This window comes from Bordetella sp. 2513F2 (assembly GCF_054642735.1).
In genome coordinates this window covers 2,398,290-2,413,804 of sequence record NZ_CM137755.1, presented here as the reverse complement: position 1 = coordinate 2,413,804, position 15,515 = coordinate 2,398,290, and the positions used below count along the sequence as shown (strand labels likewise).

At 70.3% G+C, this 15,515-nt stretch carries 12 protein-coding genes; 5 read left to right on the top strand and 7 right to left on the bottom strand.

What is annotated here, in order from left to right; genetic code table 11:
• Positions 1 to 18 precede the first annotated feature (18 nt).
• The 3 genes from ACYBYQ_RS11385 (at position 19) to ACYBYQ_RS11375 (ending at position 2,819) form a co-directional block, all read left to right on the top strand.
• Positions 19 to 1,251: a lipoprotein-releasing ABC transporter permease subunit gene (locus tag ACYBYQ_RS11385; protein WP_459618762.1), complete on the top strand. Its 1,233-nt coding sequence runs from the start codon at positions 19 to 21 to the stop codon at positions 1,249 to 1,251.
• Positions 1,244 to 1,936: an ABC transporter ATP-binding protein gene (locus ACYBYQ_RS11380; RefSeq protein WP_459614304.1), complete on the top strand. Its 693-nt coding sequence runs from the start codon at positions 1,244 to 1,246 to the stop codon at positions 1,934 to 1,936. The genes ACYBYQ_RS11385 and ACYBYQ_RS11380 overlap by 8 nt, the downstream gene beginning before the upstream one ends.
• A gap of 70 nt (positions 1,937 to 2,006) precedes the next feature.
• On the top strand, positions 2,007 to 2,819 hold the full coding sequence (locus ACYBYQ_RS11375) for a TatD family hydrolase (RefSeq protein ID WP_459614303.1): 813 nt from the start codon (positions 2,007 to 2,009) through the stop codon (positions 2,817 to 2,819).
• 15 nt (positions 2,820 to 2,834) lie between these two features.
• Here the strand turns inward: ACYBYQ_RS11375 and ACYBYQ_RS11370 are convergent, their stop codons facing one another.
• Both ACYBYQ_RS11370 and ACYBYQ_RS11365 read right to left on the bottom strand, forming a co-directional pair.
• Positions 2,835 to 4,250: a sensor histidine kinase gene (locus ACYBYQ_RS11370; protein WP_459614302.1), complete on the bottom strand. Its 1,416-nt coding sequence runs from the start codon at positions 4,248 to 4,250 to the stop codon at positions 2,835 to 2,837.
• 2 nt (positions 4,251 to 4,252) lie between these two features.
• Positions 4,253 to 4,948, bottom strand: a complete 696-nt coding sequence (locus ACYBYQ_RS11365) for a response regulator transcription factor (protein ID WP_459614301.1) — start codon at positions 4,946 to 4,948, stop codon at positions 4,253 to 4,255.
• 312 nt (positions 4,949 to 5,260) lie between these two features.
• On the opposite strand from ACYBYQ_RS11365, the gene ACYBYQ_RS11360 reads away from it, so the two are divergent.
• Both ACYBYQ_RS11360 and ACYBYQ_RS11355 read left to right on the top strand, forming a co-directional pair.
• Positions 5,261 to 6,169 carry a siderophore ABC transporter substrate-binding protein gene (locus ACYBYQ_RS11360; protein ID WP_459614300.1) on the top strand — a complete coding sequence of 303 codons (909 nt, stop codon included), beginning with the start codon at positions 5,261 to 5,263 and terminating at the stop codon, positions 6,167 to 6,169.
• A gap of 126 nt (positions 6,170 to 6,295) precedes the next feature.
• Positions 6,296 to 8,743 carry a DNA internalization-related competence protein ComEC/Rec2 gene (locus ACYBYQ_RS11355; protein ID WP_459618761.1) on the top strand — a complete coding sequence of 816 codons (2,448 nt, stop codon included), beginning with the start codon at positions 6,296 to 6,298 and terminating at the stop codon, positions 8,741 to 8,743.
• Positions 8,744 to 8,758: 15 nt separating this feature from the next.
• Here ACYBYQ_RS11355 and ACYBYQ_RS11350 read toward each other — a convergent pair whose 3' ends face one another.
• From ACYBYQ_RS11350 to ACYBYQ_RS11330, 5 genes are read right to left on the bottom strand one after another with little or no spacing between them, the layout of a single operon-like run.
• Positions 8,759 to 10,258: an aldehyde dehydrogenase gene (locus tag ACYBYQ_RS11350; RefSeq protein ID WP_459614299.1), complete on the bottom strand. Its 1,500-nt coding sequence runs from the start codon at positions 10,256 to 10,258 to the stop codon at positions 8,759 to 8,761.
• A 60-nt stretch (positions 10,259 to 10,318) separates the two neighbouring features.
• On the bottom strand, positions 10,319 to 11,563 hold the full coding sequence (locus tag ACYBYQ_RS11345) for a Zn-dependent hydrolase (RefSeq protein ID WP_459614298.1): 1,245 nt from the start codon (positions 11,561 to 11,563) through the stop codon (positions 10,319 to 10,321).
• A 14-nt stretch (positions 11,564 to 11,577) separates the two neighbouring features.
• Positions 11,578 to 13,290, bottom strand: coding sequence for a thiamine pyrophosphate-binding protein (locus tag ACYBYQ_RS11340; RefSeq protein ID WP_459614297.1), 1,713 nt, complete (start codon positions 13,288 to 13,290; stop codon positions 11,578 to 11,580).
• A complete protein-coding gene (locus ACYBYQ_RS11335) occupies positions 13,287 to 14,234 on the bottom strand; it encodes an HpcH/HpaI aldolase/citrate lyase family protein (protein WP_459614296.1) in 948 nt (315 codons plus the stop codon). Before ACYBYQ_RS11335 ends, ACYBYQ_RS11340 begins: the two co-directional genes overlap by 4 nt.
• Positions 14,231 to 15,514: a TRAP transporter large permease gene (locus tag ACYBYQ_RS11330; RefSeq protein ID WP_459614295.1), complete on the bottom strand. Its 1,284-nt coding sequence runs from the start codon at positions 15,512 to 15,514 to the stop codon at positions 14,231 to 14,233. The genes ACYBYQ_RS11335 and ACYBYQ_RS11330 overlap by 4 nt, the downstream gene beginning before the upstream one ends.
• Position 15,515 lies beyond the last annotated feature (1 nt).

Sequence of the window (15,515 nt, the reverse complement as noted above, 5' to 3'; positions counted from 1 at the left end):
GGCGCCCGCTATGCGGGCATGGCCCGCATCCGCCAGCGTCGCGGCCGTCGCGACCGCTTCATTTCCTTCATCGCCGCCACCTCCATGGCCGGCATCGCATTGGGCGTGGCCGCGCTGATCGTCGTGCTCTCCGTGATGAACGGCTTCCAGAAGGAAGTGCGCGACCGCATGCTGTCGGTGCTGCCGCACATCGAGCTGTACATCCCGGGCGCCCTGCCCGAACGCGTGCTGGCGCAATGGCGCGAGTTCGGCGACGCTGCGCGACGCAATCCCGAGGTGCGGGGCACGGCGCCTTTCGTGGCGGCGCAGGCCATGCTGGTGCGCGGCCAGGCGCTGCGCGGCGTGCAGGTGCGCGGCATCGACCCCGGACTCGAGGGCGAGGTGTCCGACGTCCCGCGGCAGATGGTGGAGGGCAGGCTCGCGGACCTCAAGCCCGGCGGCTTCGGCGTGGTGCTGGGCAGCGACCTCGCCGACGGCCTGGGCGTGCGCGTGGGCGATACCGTGCTCATGATGGCCCCGCAGGGGTCCATCAGCCCCGCCGGCTTCGCGCCGCGCATGCGCCAGTTCACCGTGGTGGGCACGTTCTCCTCGGGCCACTATGAGTACGACTCGTCGCTGGCCTTCGTGGACGACGAGGATGCCGCGCGGGTATTCCGCGACAGCGGCACGGCCGGCGTGCGCCTGCGGATCGCCGACATGCAGCGTGCGCCCGAAGTGGCCGCGGAATTGTCGCGTGCGCTGCCGCCCTACGTCATGGCCAGCGACTGGTCGCGCAACAACCGCACCTGGTTCGCCGCCGTGCAGACCGAGAAGCGCATGATGTTCCTCATCCTGGCGCTAATCGTCGCGGTGGCGGCGTTCAACCTGCTTTCGTCGCTGGTGATGGCGGTCAAGGACAAGCAGTCGGACATCGCCATCCTGCGCACGCTGGGCGCAGGCCCGCGCGAGGTGGCGCGGATATTCCTGGTGCAGGGCGCGCTGATCGGCGTGGTCGGCACCGTGCTCGGCGTGGCGGGGGGCATGCTGATCGCCTACAACGTGGAAACCATCGTGCCCTTCATCGAGCGGCTGCTCGGGGTGCAGTTCATCCCGCGGGAAATCTATTTCATCAGCGCGCTGCCGTCCGACCCGCAGGTGGCCGACATCACCACCATCGGCCTGACTTCGCTGGTGCTGTCGCTGGTGGCGACGCTGTATCCGAGTTGGCGCGCCTCGCGCCTGCAACCGGCCCAGGTGCTGCGCCATGACTGAGCTTCGCGATCCTTCCACCCCGGCACTGCGTGCCGAAGGCCTGCACAAGATCTACGACGAGGGCCCCGCCCGCATCCAGGTGCTCGACGATGTGTCGCTGAGCGTGGCCCGTGGCGAGATGGTGGCCATCGTGGGCGCGTCGGGTTCCGGCAAGAGCACGCTGCTGCACATACTGGGCCTGCTGGACGTGCCGACCCGCGGATCGGTCACCATCGACGGCGTGTCCGCGGCAGGGCTGAGCGAGGCCGGCAAAAGCGCGCTGCGCAACCGCAGCCTGGGTTTCGTGTACCAGTTCCACCACCTGCTGCCGGAGTTCTCGGCGCTGGACAACGTGGCCATGCCGCTCATCGTGCGGCGCGAAGAGCGCGCCGCCGCGCGCCGCGCCGCGCGCGAGGTGCTGGCGCAGGTGGGGCTGGGCGCGCGCGAAGGGCATTATCCCGGCCAGTTGTCGGGTGGAGAGCGCCAGCGCGTGGCCCTGGCACGGGCCCTGGTGACGCGGCCGGCCTGCGTGCTGGCCGACGAACCCACCGGCAATCTCGACCGCCATACCGCGCACACCATGTTCGAATTGCTGACGCGGGTGAACCGGGAATCGGGTACGGCGTTTGCTATCGTCACCCATGACCCGGAGCTGGCTGCGCGCGCCGACCGCCAGCTGCTCATGGAGAACGGCCGGCTGGTCTAGCCTGTTAACAGGCCCCCGGGCTGGCGCCGGAAGGTCCGGCGCACAGGCCATCGCGGCCCGAGGAGTCGCCATGCTGGTCGATACGCACTGCCACCTGGATGCCGCCGAGTTCGACGACGACCGTGACGCGGTCGTCGAGCACGCCCGCGCATGCGGCGTGGACGCCATCGTGATTCCTGCCGTGGCGCATGCCAATTTCCCCGTGGTGCGCGACCTTGCGTGGCGCATTCCGGGCGGGGCCTATGCCCTGGGCATACATCCTCTGTACGTGCAGCAGGCCCGCGATGCCGACCTGGCCGAACTGCGGGCCTGGCTGAACGACGCGCGCGAAGATCCGCGCCTGGTGGCGGTGGGCGAGATCGGGCTGGATTTCTTCGTACGCGAGATCGCCGAGGGCGAGCAGCGCGCACGCCAGGAGCGCTTCTATGCCGCACAGCTCGACATGGCCGCCGAATTCGGCCTGCCGGTCCTGCTCCACGTGCGCAAGTCGCAGGACATCCTGCTCAAGCACCTGCGGCGCCATGTGGCCATCGGCGGCATTGCCCATGCGTTCAACGGCAGCGCGCAGCAGGCCCGGGCCTTCGTGGCGCAGGGGTTCGCGCTGGGCATGGGCGGCGCCATGACCTATGAGCGCGCCCTGCAGATCCGGCGGCATGCGGTGGATGTGCCGCTTGCCAATCTGGTGCTGGAGACGGACGCGCCCGACATACCGCCGGCGTGGCTGCACCCGCCCAGGCGGCGCAATCGCCCCGGCGAGCTCGCGCGGATCGCAGGCGTGCTGGCCGAACTGCGCGGGCTGACGCTGCCTGAAGTGGCGCAGGCCACCACCGACACCGCCCGGCGCGTATTGCCGCGTCTGGCGAACCTGCCGCAGTCCGGCTGACGCCGCGCGCACGGCTCAGATCAGCGCCAGCGGCAGCGTGATGCGCACGCGCAGGCCTGTGGGGCTGACGTTCTCGGCTGTGATGCTGCCGCCATGGACGTGGACCGCGGTGCGGGCGATCGTCAGGCCCAGGCCTGCGCCCGGCCCCTTCGGGGCGGTCGTTCCCACCCGGTAGAACGGCTCGAACAGATTCTCGAGCTCGTCTTCCGGCACGCCCGGCCCCTGGTCGGCGATATCCAGCATGGCGCAGCGCGAATCGGTGCGCAATTGCAGCGTCACGACCGAACCGGCGGGCGCATGGCGCAGCGCGTTGCGCACCACGTTCTCCACGGCGCTCGCCAGGCTGCTGTGGTCGCCGCGGACCGTAGTGGGCGAGCGAGCGTTCCAGGTGATCGACACGCCGCGGCCGCTGGCTTCGAAGCGGGCGTCGCTCACCACTTCGTCCACCAGCCTGCGCAGATCCAGCAGCGCAGTGGGCGCGGGCAGCGCACCCAGGCGCGCCAGCTGCAGGGTGTGGCCCACGAGCTCGTCCAGGCGGGCGCCCTCGCGTTCGATACGGTCGAGCTGCATGTCCTGCGTGGCGTCCTTGCGCCGCGCCAGCGCGAGGGCCAGCTGCAGCCGGGCCAATGGCGAGCGCAGTTCATGCGCCACGTTGCGCAGCAGCTGTTCGCGCGTGTCGACCAGCGACTGCAGGCGCGATGCCATGATGTCGAAATCGCGTGCGAAGTTGCCCAGCTCGTCGCGGCGTTGCGACAATGCTGGCGGCGTGCGGATGTCGAGCCGGCCCTCGGCCAGCGCCCGGGTGGCCTGGCGCAATTCATCCAGCGGCCGCGTGATGTGGCGCATCAGCGCCCAGCAGAACGGCGCCGTGACCGCCAGGGCGAAGAGCAGCAGCGCCAGCAGCAGCGCCAGCAGCACCGGCGACAGCGACAGCACCTCCCAGTGCGAGGAATCGAACGGCAGGAACAGCATGAGCAGCATCGTGCCGTCGGGCAGCATCAGCGGCTGGGGGGCCCACCACGACACGCGGATGCCCTCCTGGCCTGGCTGGGGCCGGTCGGGGTCCAGGCCCTGTGCCAGGGCCTGGCCTTCCGGCGACGCCCGGTAGTCGGCAAGCCAGTCGACCTGGCGCGCCGGCAGGCTGCGGCCGAGTATGTCGCGGTCGTCCTCATCCAGGACGTAGATCTTCAGCGCCGCATAGCGGCTCTCCATGGCGCGCAGCCAGCGCTCGAGCCCGTCGCGCCCCTGGGTGCGCGCCACCTGGGTCGCGTCCTGCGTGAGATTGGTCGGATTCAGGCCGTCCAGCGACTTGAAGCGGTACCACGCCGTCGCAGCCGTCAGCATCATGCCGCAGGCCACGATGATGGCCATGGCGCCCCAGAACGACAGGAAGGCGCGCCAGAAGAGCGACCGCCCGGGAAACCGCGGCATCTTCAGGCGCAGCCTGCCAGCACGTACCCCAGGCCGCGGAGGTTGCGGATGGCGGGCCTTGAGGTGTCGCGGTCCAGGCGCAGTTTCTTGCGCAGGCTGCTGATGTGGGTATCGATGCTGCGGTCGTAGCGGTCGGGCGCGCGGCCCAGCGCGTACCGGCTGATCTGCTCGCGCGGGACCACCTGGCCGGGCGTGCGCATCAGGATCTCGAGTATGCGTTGTTCGGCGCCGGTAAGCAGGACTTCATCGTCGCCGACGCGTGCCCGGCCCGTGGCGGGATCGAGGTGCAGCGAGCCCACCGCGAGGGCGGCGGTGCCCGGCTGCGGCGCCGCCTCGAAGCGGCGCAGCACGGCAGTGATGCGCGCCTTGAGCTCGCGCGGGCTGAAGGGCTTGGCCAGGTAGTCGTCGGCCCCGAACTCCAGTCCCAGCACGCGGTCGGTTTCGCCCCCGTGTGCGGTGAACATGATCACCGGCCGGCGCGACGTCCGGCGATGCTGCTTGAGCAGCTCCAGCCCGTTGCCGTCGGGCAGCATCAGGTCCAGCAGGATCAGGTCGTGGGCGTCGCCGGCCAGCGGGGCGAGCGCATCGGCGGCGCTGTGCGCCAGGGTGAGTTCAAAGTGGGATGGGGCCAGATACTCTTGGAGCATCTGCGAGAGTTCGATGTCGTCGTCGATCAGCAGGATGCGGCGGGTGGTCATGGAGGGGGGAAGCCATGTTGCGTCTGGGCTGGCAGCCCGAAGTTTGTCTTGCGGCGCGCCGTCTGTGGGTCAAGAATGATCAAGAAGATAAAAGATCCGGAAAGACGGTTGCTGGAGGCGGAGCGTACTGCGTACCGTGAATAGTTTACATTCGCGGTTGTGTGCAGGACGATTCACGGAACGAGGGGGGCGAGGGGACTGTACAACATCAGGAGAACAAGAAATGAGCCGCAACCCCCAGGCCACGGGCCGGTGCTGCCGCGAGAAACCGGCATGAAAGCGCGGCCATGCGCCGCACGCCTGCGGCGATGGATGGCGTGGTCCATCCTGGCGTTGGGCGCGGTGTTGCCGGCCGCCGCGCAGGAGTCGCTCGTCATCCGGCAAGCCGGCGGCGACGTCGTGGTGCCCATGCAGCCCAGGCATACAGTGGCCGTGGATCTCGCCACCATCGACACGCTCTCCGTCCTGGGCGTGGAGGTGCAGGGCGTTCCAACCCTGCCAAAGTGGCCGGACCGGCTTGCCAAGTATGCGGGCGAGAAGTTCCTGAAGGTGGGATCCCTGTTCGCGCCCAACCTCGAGGTGATCCAGGCGGCCGCGCCGCAGGTGATCTTCGTGGGTGGCCGCTCGTCGCGCCGGGCGGCCGAGCTGGCCCGGCTGGCGCCCGTGGCCGATATGTCGGTGGATGTCTCGCATCTGGCTGAGGACGTGATGCGCAACGCCGGGATCCTGGGCAAGCTCTATGGCAAGGAGGACGAAGCGGCGCGCCGTGTGGGGGCGTTGCGCAGCGCCATCGCGGCCGTGCGCGCCAGGGCAGCGGCGGCCGGCACCAGCCTGCTGATCCTCGCAAGCCGGGGCGAGATGTTCGCGCAGGGCCCGGGAATGCGCTATGGCTTTCTTCACGACGGCCTGGGGCTGCGTCCGGCGGTGCAGGATTTCAGCCAGGCCGGAGAGCGCGGCCTGCCCCTGACGGTGCAGGACATCGGCAGGATGGACCCGGAGTGGATCTTCGTGATCGACCGCGACAGGGTCTTGAGCCGGCCCGACGCCGAGCCGGCCGGCAAGTTGCTGGACCGCGAGCCGGTGCATCGCACCCGCGCCTGGCGCAATGGCCGGGTGGTGTACCTGGATGGCTTCGATTGGTACTTGCTGGGCAACGCCGGCCTCGGTGCGTTGCAGCGCACCGTGGACCAGGTCGGGACGGTGCTGGGCATCCAGCACTGAGATTCCCGGGCGCGCGCCCTGCGATTGCCGTGGCCGAGCCACGGCCTCCACGCATGGACCTTGCCATGTACTGTGCTGCACGCGCGCCGCACCGGCGGCTAGGCTGGCGGTTTTGGGGAGACTGCCATCGCCGGACGCCTGTTCCTGCTTGCCTTGCTTGCCGGGCATGGCCTGATCCATCAGTGCGCTGGGCTGCCCGCCCGGGAACTGCTGTGGCTGGCCCTGGTTGGTGCGGTAGCCTGTGCCTGTACGGCATGGCCGATTGCCCCAGGCCACCCGCGGGCACGCATCTGCCTGGCGGCGGCGGGCCTGCTGGCGGGTGTGGGGAACGCGGGGTTGCAGGCCCATGCCCGGCTGGCCGACGCGCTGGCGCCCGAGCACCACGACCAGGTCTCCCGCCTGGTGGTCCGCGTGGTGGCGTTGGCACACGACGAACCGGGCATGCGCCGTTTCCTGGCCGAAGCGGAGCCCGGCCGGCCTGCCGGCATTCCGGCGCGGCTGCGCATCACCTGGCATGGCCGGCCGGGCCAGGACGACCGCCTTCCCGAAGTGCTGCCCGGGCAGCGCTGGCGCATGGCCCTGATCCTGCGGCGGCCCTACGGGCCTGCCAACCCGCATGCCTGGGATGCCGAGCAGCGCGATTTCGCCGAGGGCGTGCGTGCGGTGGCCACGGTGCGCGGCCAGCCGCGGCTGCTGGAAGACCGGCCGTGGTCGCGGGCGGACACCGCCATCGAGCGCGTGCGCCACCATGTGCGCGCCGGCATGCGCCGGGCGCTGGACGGCATGCGCTATGGTCCGGTGCTGATTGCCCTGGCCATCGGCGACCAGGCCGGCGTGGCCCGCGAGGATTGGGAAGTCTTCAACCGCACCGGCATCACGCACCTGGTGTCCATCAGCGGCATGCACGTGACCCTGGTGGCAGCCATGGGCGGGATGGCGGTGGCCCTGGCGTGGCGCCGGGCGCGCTGGCGCGGGGCTGGCCTGGCCGAGCGCCTGCCGGCGCAGGTGGCGGGAGGCGCTGCGGCGCTGACCGTGGCGCTGGGATACTGCCTGCTGGCAGGCTGGGGCGTGCCCGCACGCCGTACGTTCTTCATGCTGGCGGTGGTTGCGGCGGCGGCGTTCTCGCGCCTGCCCCTCGGGCCGTCGCGCATCCTGCTGCTGGCGGGAGCCTGCGTGGTGCTGCTCGACCCCTGGGCCGTGCTGGCGCCCGGGTTCTGGCTGTCTTTCGGCGCCGTGGCCATACTCATGCGCGTGGCCGCAGCGCCACGGCCGGCGCGCGGCTGGCGGGCCCGGGCCATGGCGGCGGTGCGCGGTTTCGTGCTGGTGCAGGGCGCGATCACGCTGGCGCTGGCGCCGTTGCTGGCCTACCTGGTGCGCCAGCTTTCGCTGGCCTCGCCGTTCGCCAATGCCCTTGCCATTCCCATCGTGGGGGCCGTGGTGACGCCGCTCGCGCTGCTGTGTGCCGCGCTTGCCGTGGTCCCCGGGGCGGACACGCTGGCCCATGCGGCAGGCTGGACCGCCCATGCCTTGTTCCAGGCAGTGATGATGCCCGTGGCCGCGCTCGGACGGGCGGGATGGGCGGTGGTGGACCTGGCCGCGGCGCCCTGGCCGCTGCTTGCGCTGGCCCTGGCGGGCGTGGTTTCCGCCCTGCAGGGGCGCGGCTGGCCCGGCCGGCATCTGGGCTGGTTCTTCGTGCTGCCCTTGCTGTGCTGGCGCCCCGACCGGCCGGAGCATGGCGATTGGCGGCTCGCGGCGCTCGACGTGGGACAGGGCAGCGCGGTGGTGCTGGAGACGGCGCGGCACGTGCTGCTGTACGACACCGGTCCGCGCCGCTACAGCGGGGAAGATGCAGGCGAACAGGTGGTGGCGCCCTATCTGCGCAGCCGCGGGATACGCGCCATCGACGTGCTGGTCGTGTCCCATGCCGACCTGGACCATGCGGGCGGCCTGCGCAGCGTGCTGGCGGCCTTCGAAGTCGGCCGTCTCCATGCCTCCTTCGACGTTTCCGCACACCTGGACCGGGAGGCGCGCCTGCGGCCGGACGGCTGGCTGCAGGCCCCTGTCGTGCCGGCGGACGTGCAGGCATGCCATGCCGGCGGCAGCTGGGAGATGGACGGCGTGCGGCTGCGCTTCGTGCATCCTCCGGCGGACGCCGGTTCCGGCGCGGCGGACGCGGACGACAATGCGCGCAGCTGCGTGCTGCTGGTGGAAGGGCGGGCGCATCGCGCGCTGCTGCCGGGCGACGCCGGCACGGCGGAGGAGGGGCGTTACGTCGCAGGCCTGCCTCGGGCCGACGTGGTGCTCGCACCGCACCACGGGTCGGCCACGTCGTCCGGCCCGGCCCTGGTCGAGGCGGCAGGCGCGTCCCACGTGCTGATCCAGGCCGGCCACCTGAACCGGTTCAGGCATCCTGCCGCTGCGGTGGTGCGGCGCTGGGAAGCTTCGGGCGCACGGGTGTGGCGCACCGACCGCGACGGCGCCGTGGTGGCCTGGTCCAGCCCCGAGGGGCTGGCCCTGCAGGGCTGGCGCGATGCGGCCCGGCGCTATTGGCATGCGCCCGGGCCGCAGCCCTGAGGCCGGCGCGCGGCTTCAGTCATGCAGGCTGATCCAGGTGGTCTTCAGGTCGGTGTATTTGTCCAGCGCGTGCAGCGACTTGTCGCGGCCGAATCCGGATTGCTTCACTCCCCCGAAAGGCACCGTGATATCCCCATCGGCGTAGCAATTCACCCACACCAGTCCGGCACGCAAACGCCGAGACAGGCGATGGGCACGCCCGAGGTTGGCGGTCCAGAGGCCTGCGCCCAGCCCGTATACGGAATCGTTGGCCAGGCGAATGGCCTCGTCCTCGGTGCGGAAGCGCTGGACGGCCAGGACCGGACCGAAGATCTCTTCGCGCAGCAGCGAGCTGTCTGCATCGCGGCATTCGAAGATGGTCGGCTCGATGTAGTAGCCGCCGCTGTCGGCCAGCGCCTGCCGGCCGCCGGTGTGCAGATGTGCGCCTTCGCGGCTTCCCGCCTCGATGCGGGCCAGCACGCTGCGCATCTGGTGCTCGTCGACCATGGCGCCCATGGGCGTGGCCGGATCCAGTGGATCTCCCGGCTGCATCGTTGCGGCATGGGCAGCCAGTTTTTCGAGGAAGGCGTCGTAGATGGCCTCGTGCACGTACAGGCGCGATCCGGCGATGCACACCTCACCCTGGTTGGCGAAGATGGCGAACGCCGCTGCCTGGGCAGCGCGCTCGAGGTCGGGGCAGTCGTCGAACACGATATGGGGCGACTTGCCGCCGCATTCCAGCCACACGCGCTTCAGGTTGGATTGCGCCGAGTACGCCATGAAGCGCTTGCCGGTGGCCGTGGAGCCGGTGAACGCGATGCAGTCCACGTCGGGATGCAGCCCCAGCGCCTGTCCGGCTTCGGCGCCGCGGCCGGGGACGACGTTGAATACGCCGGGCGGGATGCCTGCTTCTTCGGCCAGCCCGGCCAGCCGTATGGCAGACAGCGAGGATTGCTCGGCGGGCTTGAGGATCACGCTGTTGCCGGTGGCCAGCGCCGGCGCGACCTTCCACGCGGCCATCATCAGCGGATAGTTCCAGGGCACGACGGCCGCCACGACGCCCACGGGCTCGCGCGTGATGGTGGCGAGCGCCTGCGGGCCGGTGGGCGCGATCTCGTCGTATTGCTTGTCGATGGCCTCGGCGTACCAGGCGTAGGCCCGTGCGGTTTCCGGCAGGTCGAAGGCCAGGGCGTCGCGAATCGGCTTGCCCATGTCGAGTGTCTCGAGCAACGCCAGTTCTTCGGCGTGTGCCTCGATCAGGGCAGCCAGGCGCAACAGGCGGGCCTTGCGCTCGCGCGGGGCAAGGCCGCGCCAGACACCGGCCTCGAAGGCGCGCCGGGCGGCGCGTACCGCGAGGTCCACGTCGGCCGGGCCGCAGGCCGCCACATCGGCGAGCTTGCGGCCATCGATGGGGCTGATGGCCGGAAAGGTGGCGCCGTCGGCGGCATCGCGCCAGGCGCCGTCGATGTATGCCTGGCCCGGGCAGGAAAGGGCGGCGGCCCTGGCGCGCCAGGTCGTTGCGTCGTGCAGAGTCATGATTGCTGCTTCCGATGGAAAGAGGTGTCGGGCCATCAGCGCCAGCTGACGGCCGGCTCGTCAGCCGGCGACGCGGGCCCGTGCCAGCATGGCGTCGAGCAGGACATTGCAGCCGGCTTCGAGGTCTTCGGGCTTGGCATCCTCGATCTCGTTGTGGCTGACGCCGTCCTTGCACGGCACGAAGATCATGGCGGTGGGTGCGACGCTGGCCATGTAGACCGCGTCATGGCCGGCGCCGGTGACGATGTCCATCGCGGGCAGGCCGCGCCGGGTGGCACCGTCGCGCACCTTGCCGACCAGGTCCGGATCGAAGGGCGTGGGCGGGAAGTACTGCACCGGGTTGACGTCGACCGAGACGCCGTGGCGTTGGCCGATATCGGCGCAGGCCTCGAGCCAGCGCTGGTGCATCTGGGCCAGCGTGGCCTCGTCCTCGTGGCGCAGGTCCACCGTGAAGCGCACCTGCCCCGGGATCACGTTGCGCGAACCCGGATGGGCGTGGATCTCGCCCACCGTGCCGCGGCCGTTCGGCTGGTTGGCGTTGGCGATCCCGACCACGGCCTGCAGCAGGAAGCTCGCGGCGTACAGCGCGTCCTTGCGGATCGGCATGGGGGTAGGGCCGGCATGCATCTCCATGCCGGTGACGCAGACGTCGTACCAGCGCACGCCCAGCGAACCCGTGACCACGCCCACGACCTTGGCCTCGTGCTCGAGGATCGGCCCCTGTTCGATGTGCGCCTCGAAGTAGGCGTCCACGGGCCGTCTGCCGACGGGGTCGGTGCCGGCGTAGCCGATGGCGGCCAGTTCCTCGGCCACCGACTTGCCCTGGTGGTCGCGCGCCGACAGCGCCGTCTCCAGCGGGAACTTGCCCGCGAAGACGCCCGACCCCATCATGACCGGCAGGAAACGCGAGCCTTCCTCGTTGGTCCAGATGGCGACTTCCAGCGGGGCCTCGGTGACGATGCCGTGGTCGTTCAGCGTGCGCATGACTTCCAGCCCGGCCATCACGCCGTAGCAGCCGTCGAACTTGCCGCCGGTGGGCTGCGTGTCGATGTGGCTGCCTGTCATGACCGGCGGCAGGGAGTCGTTGCGGCCTGCACGGCGGGCAAAGATATTGCCGACCTGGTCCACGCGCACGGCGAGTCCCGCCTCGCGCATCCAGCCCGTGACTAGATCCCGGCCCTGGCCGTCCAGGGCGGTGAGCGCAAGGCGGCAGTTGCCGCCCTTGGAGGTGGCGCCGATGCGCGCCAGGTCCATGAGCGACTGCCACAGCCGCTTGCCGTCGATAGAGATGGTATGGGTTTCCATGAAGCTCTCCTGGGTCAGAGCGGGGCTGCCGCGGCGCGTGCCTCGGCGGCCTCGCGTATGGCCGACAGCGTATTGCCCGGCGCGATGCCGTCGCCGTCGTAGCGGATCTCGAGCAGGGCTGGCAGATGCTCGCGGTCGGCGTAGGCGCGTGCGCGCTCGAAGGCCGGGCCGAAATCGTCGGTGCGTTCCACGACTTCGCCGTAGCCGCCATAGCCCCGGATGATCTGGGTGAACTCCGGGTTGGCGAAGTCCAGCGCGATGGCGCGCGCGGGGAACTCGCGCTCCTGGTGCGCCCGGATGGTGCCCCACATGCCGTTGTTGAAAACCAGGATGACGATGCCCAGGCGGTACTGCAGCGCCACGCCCAGCTCCTGCATGTTCATCTGGAAGCAGCCGTCTCCGGCATAGCAGACCACCGTGCGCTGAGGGCATTCGAGCTTGGCCGAGATGGCTGCCGGCAGGCCGTAGCCCATCGACCCGACTGTCGGGGCCAGGCTCGTTCCCGGGCCGGCATAGCGGCGATAGCGATGCGGATAGAGCGCATAGTTGCCGGCGCCAACGGTAATGCAGGCATCGGCGGGAAGATGGGCATCCACGTAGGCCGCCGCCCGGTCCAGGCTCATGGGGCCGGGCGCGGGGAGGGGTTCGAGGCTGGCCAGCAGTTCTGCATGTGCCTGGCGCACGGCTTGCGCGCGCGATGCGCCATGGCCGGGCTGCAGTGCTGCAGCGGCGGCTGCGAAACTCGCCACGTCGGCCACGATGGCCTGGGTGGGCGCATAGACCCGGCCCAGCTCTGCCGGGTCCGGATAGACGTGGACCAGCCGCTGGCGCGGCACCGGGCTTTCGATGACGGTGTAGCCCTCGGTCGTGGCTTCGCCCATGCGGGTGCCCACGGCCAGGATCAGGTCTGCCTCCAGCAGCCGCCGGCGCAGCGCCGGGGTCATGGACCAGCCCACGTGGCCGGCGGCATTGGGGTGGCGCTGATCGAAGCACTCGAGCCGTCGCCACGCCGTGCCCACGGGCAATTCGAAGCGTTCGGCGAAGGTCGCGATGTCTGCGACGGCCGCCTGCGTCCAGCCTGTTCCGCCGAGCAGCAGGAAGGGGCGCTCGGCCTGATCGAGCAGTTCGCACATGCGCCGCAGGTCGGCGGCGCCGGGATGGCTGTGCACGCGGCAGTAGCGCGGCATGTCTGCCACGCGGGCGCGGCCCCACAGCGTGTCTTCGGGCAGCGCCAGCACCACCGGGCCCGGACGGCCGCTGGTGGCGACGGCGTAGGCGCGTGCGACGTATTCGGGGATGCGGTCGGTGCGGTCGATCTGCGCCACCCACTTGGCCATCTGGCCGAACATGCGGCGGTAGTCGATCTCCTGGAAAGCCTCGCGCTCGATGAAGTCGCCGCCTACCTGGCCGACGAACAGGATCATGGGCGTGGAATCCTGGAAGGCCGTGTGCACGCCGATGCTTGCATTGGTGGCGCCAGGGCCCCGCGTGACGAAGCAGATGCCGGGCTCGCCGGTGAGCTTGCCGTAGGCCTCGGCCATGTAGGCAGCGCCGCTTTCCTGGCGGCACACCACGGGCTGGATCGAGCCGGTGTGCTCATTGAGCGCATCGATGCACGGCAGGTAGCTTTCGCCGGGGATCATGAACACGCGCCGGGCGCCGTGGATGCGCAACTGCTGCATCAGAATCTGGCCGCCGTTGCGCTCGGGCAGCTGGGACGGGGTCATGCGGTATCTCCTTCTCGTCGAGGCGCGGCGCTCATGCGCCAGCGGGCCTCCCATTGTTCGAATTGGTGGTGGCGCTCCAGCAGCCGGCGCGCGGTGCCGTAGGCGGGCGGATCCACGGGCTCACCGTGGTGCTGGCCTGCGCGCTGGCTTTCGTAGCGGCCCACCAGCGATCGCGCGGCCGCCACGTCGTCGGGGCCGGGCGTGAAGGCCGCATGGATCAGCCGCACCTGTCCGGCCACGGTGGCGCACTTGGACTTCAGGCCGATGCGGCGCGCCCAGCGCAGGTCGGTTTCCAGGGCTTCCAGGTCGCGGTAGTTGAATGGGCAGTCGATCGGCAGGCAGCCGGCGGCAATGCAGTCCACCAGAAAGCGGGCGCGCACGTGCTGCAGTTCCATGCCGTCCTTGCCCCGCTCCACGCCCAGGCTGGCGCTGAGATCCTCCGCGGCCAGGAGGCAGGCCGTCACGCGCGGGCTGGCACTGAGGATCTCGTAGGCGCGATGCAGGCCGAGCGCAGACTCCAGCGTCGGGACGATCTCCGTGCTGCCGGGCGGCAGGCCGAGCTGGCGCTCCAGCTGGCCGATTGCCTCGTCCAGGGCGGCGATCTGGCCGGCACTCTCGGCATGCGGCAGGAACACGGCATCCGGCGCGCCGGGCATGATGCCGCGCAGGTCGTCCAGGCCATCATGCTCCAGCTTGTTGATGCGCACGGCTGCGATCACTCCCTGGCGCCGGCATTCGGCAAACAGCGCCGCGATGCGCGGCCTTGCCGCCGGACGGTCGGCAGGCGCCGTGAATTCCTCGAGGTCGGCCACCAGCGCGTCGGCGCCGCAGGCCAGCGCGGCGGCCTGCGCGGCTGCATCCAGGCCCGGCACGAACATCCAGCTGCGGCGCAGCGCGGGAGGGCGGCGCAGCGCGGTCATGGCATCGACAGACGGGGCGCTCATTGCACGTGCCTCGGCAGGAACAGCACCAGTTCGGGAACGAACGTGAGCAGCAGCATCACGGCCGTCATGGCCAGCATCATCCAGCTGAGGGGGCGCAGCGTCTGCATCATGTTGATTCCGCCGATCTTGCAGGCAGCCATCAGGTCCACGCCCACAGGCGGCGTGTTGGCACCGATGGCCATGTTGATCGAGAGCAGGATGCCGAAGTGCACCGGGTCGATGTTGTAGTGGGCCAGCACGGGCATGACCACGGGCGCCACGATGATGATCACCGGGATGGCTTCCATGAACGTGCCCAGCAGCAGCAGGACCACGGTCAGCACCAGCAGCACCGTCACCCGGCTGTCCGTCCATTCGACCAGCAGGGCGGACAGCGCCTGGGGCACCTGTTCGGCCACCAGCACCCACGCGAATACGGCGGACGCGCCGATCAGCAGCAGGATGGCGGCGCTGCCTTCGCCGGTGGAGCGCAGGCTGTTCCAGATGGTTCGCACACTGAGGGTGCGGTACCAGAAGAAACCGATGAGCAGGGCGTAGACGATGGCGCTGGAGGCGGCCTCGGTGGCGGTGAAGACCCCGAAGCGGATGCCGCCGATGATGAGCACCGGCACCATGAGGGCGGGAATCGCGTCGAGCAGGGCGGCCCGCAGTTCCTGCCAGCTGAAGGGCTGGCCGCCGGCCCATCCGTATTTGCGCGATTGCCAGATGGCCACGCCGATCAGCGACAGCCCGAGCAGGATGCCCGGCACGATGCCCGCGAGGAACAGCTTGCCCACCGAGGTGTCGGTGATGGTGCCGTAGACGATCAGCACGATGCTGGGCGGGATGATGGTGGACGTCGCGCCGGCGCTGCCGACCAGGGCGCAGCTGAAGCCCTTGTCATAGCCGCTGCGCGCCATGGCCGGCAGCAGCAGGCCGCCGATGGCGACCACGTCGGCTACGCCGGAGCCCGACAGCGCGCCGAACATCAGGCAGGCCAGCACCGCCACCACCGCCAGCCCGCCCTTGATGTCGCCCACGATGGCGGCGCAAAGGCGCACGATGCGCTGGGTGAGGCCGGCGCCGTTCATGAGCTGGGCCGCCAGGATGAAAAGGGGGATGGCCAGCAGCGTGAAGCTGTCGAGCCCGGCCACGTACTGCTGCGCCGCCACCATCATGGGCGCGGCATCGTAGACCGCGAGATAGGCCAGGCAGGACAGCACGAGGCCGAAGGCGATGGGCATGTCGATCAACACCGTGACCGCGAACACACCCATCAGGAAAAGGGCACCCGTAGACATT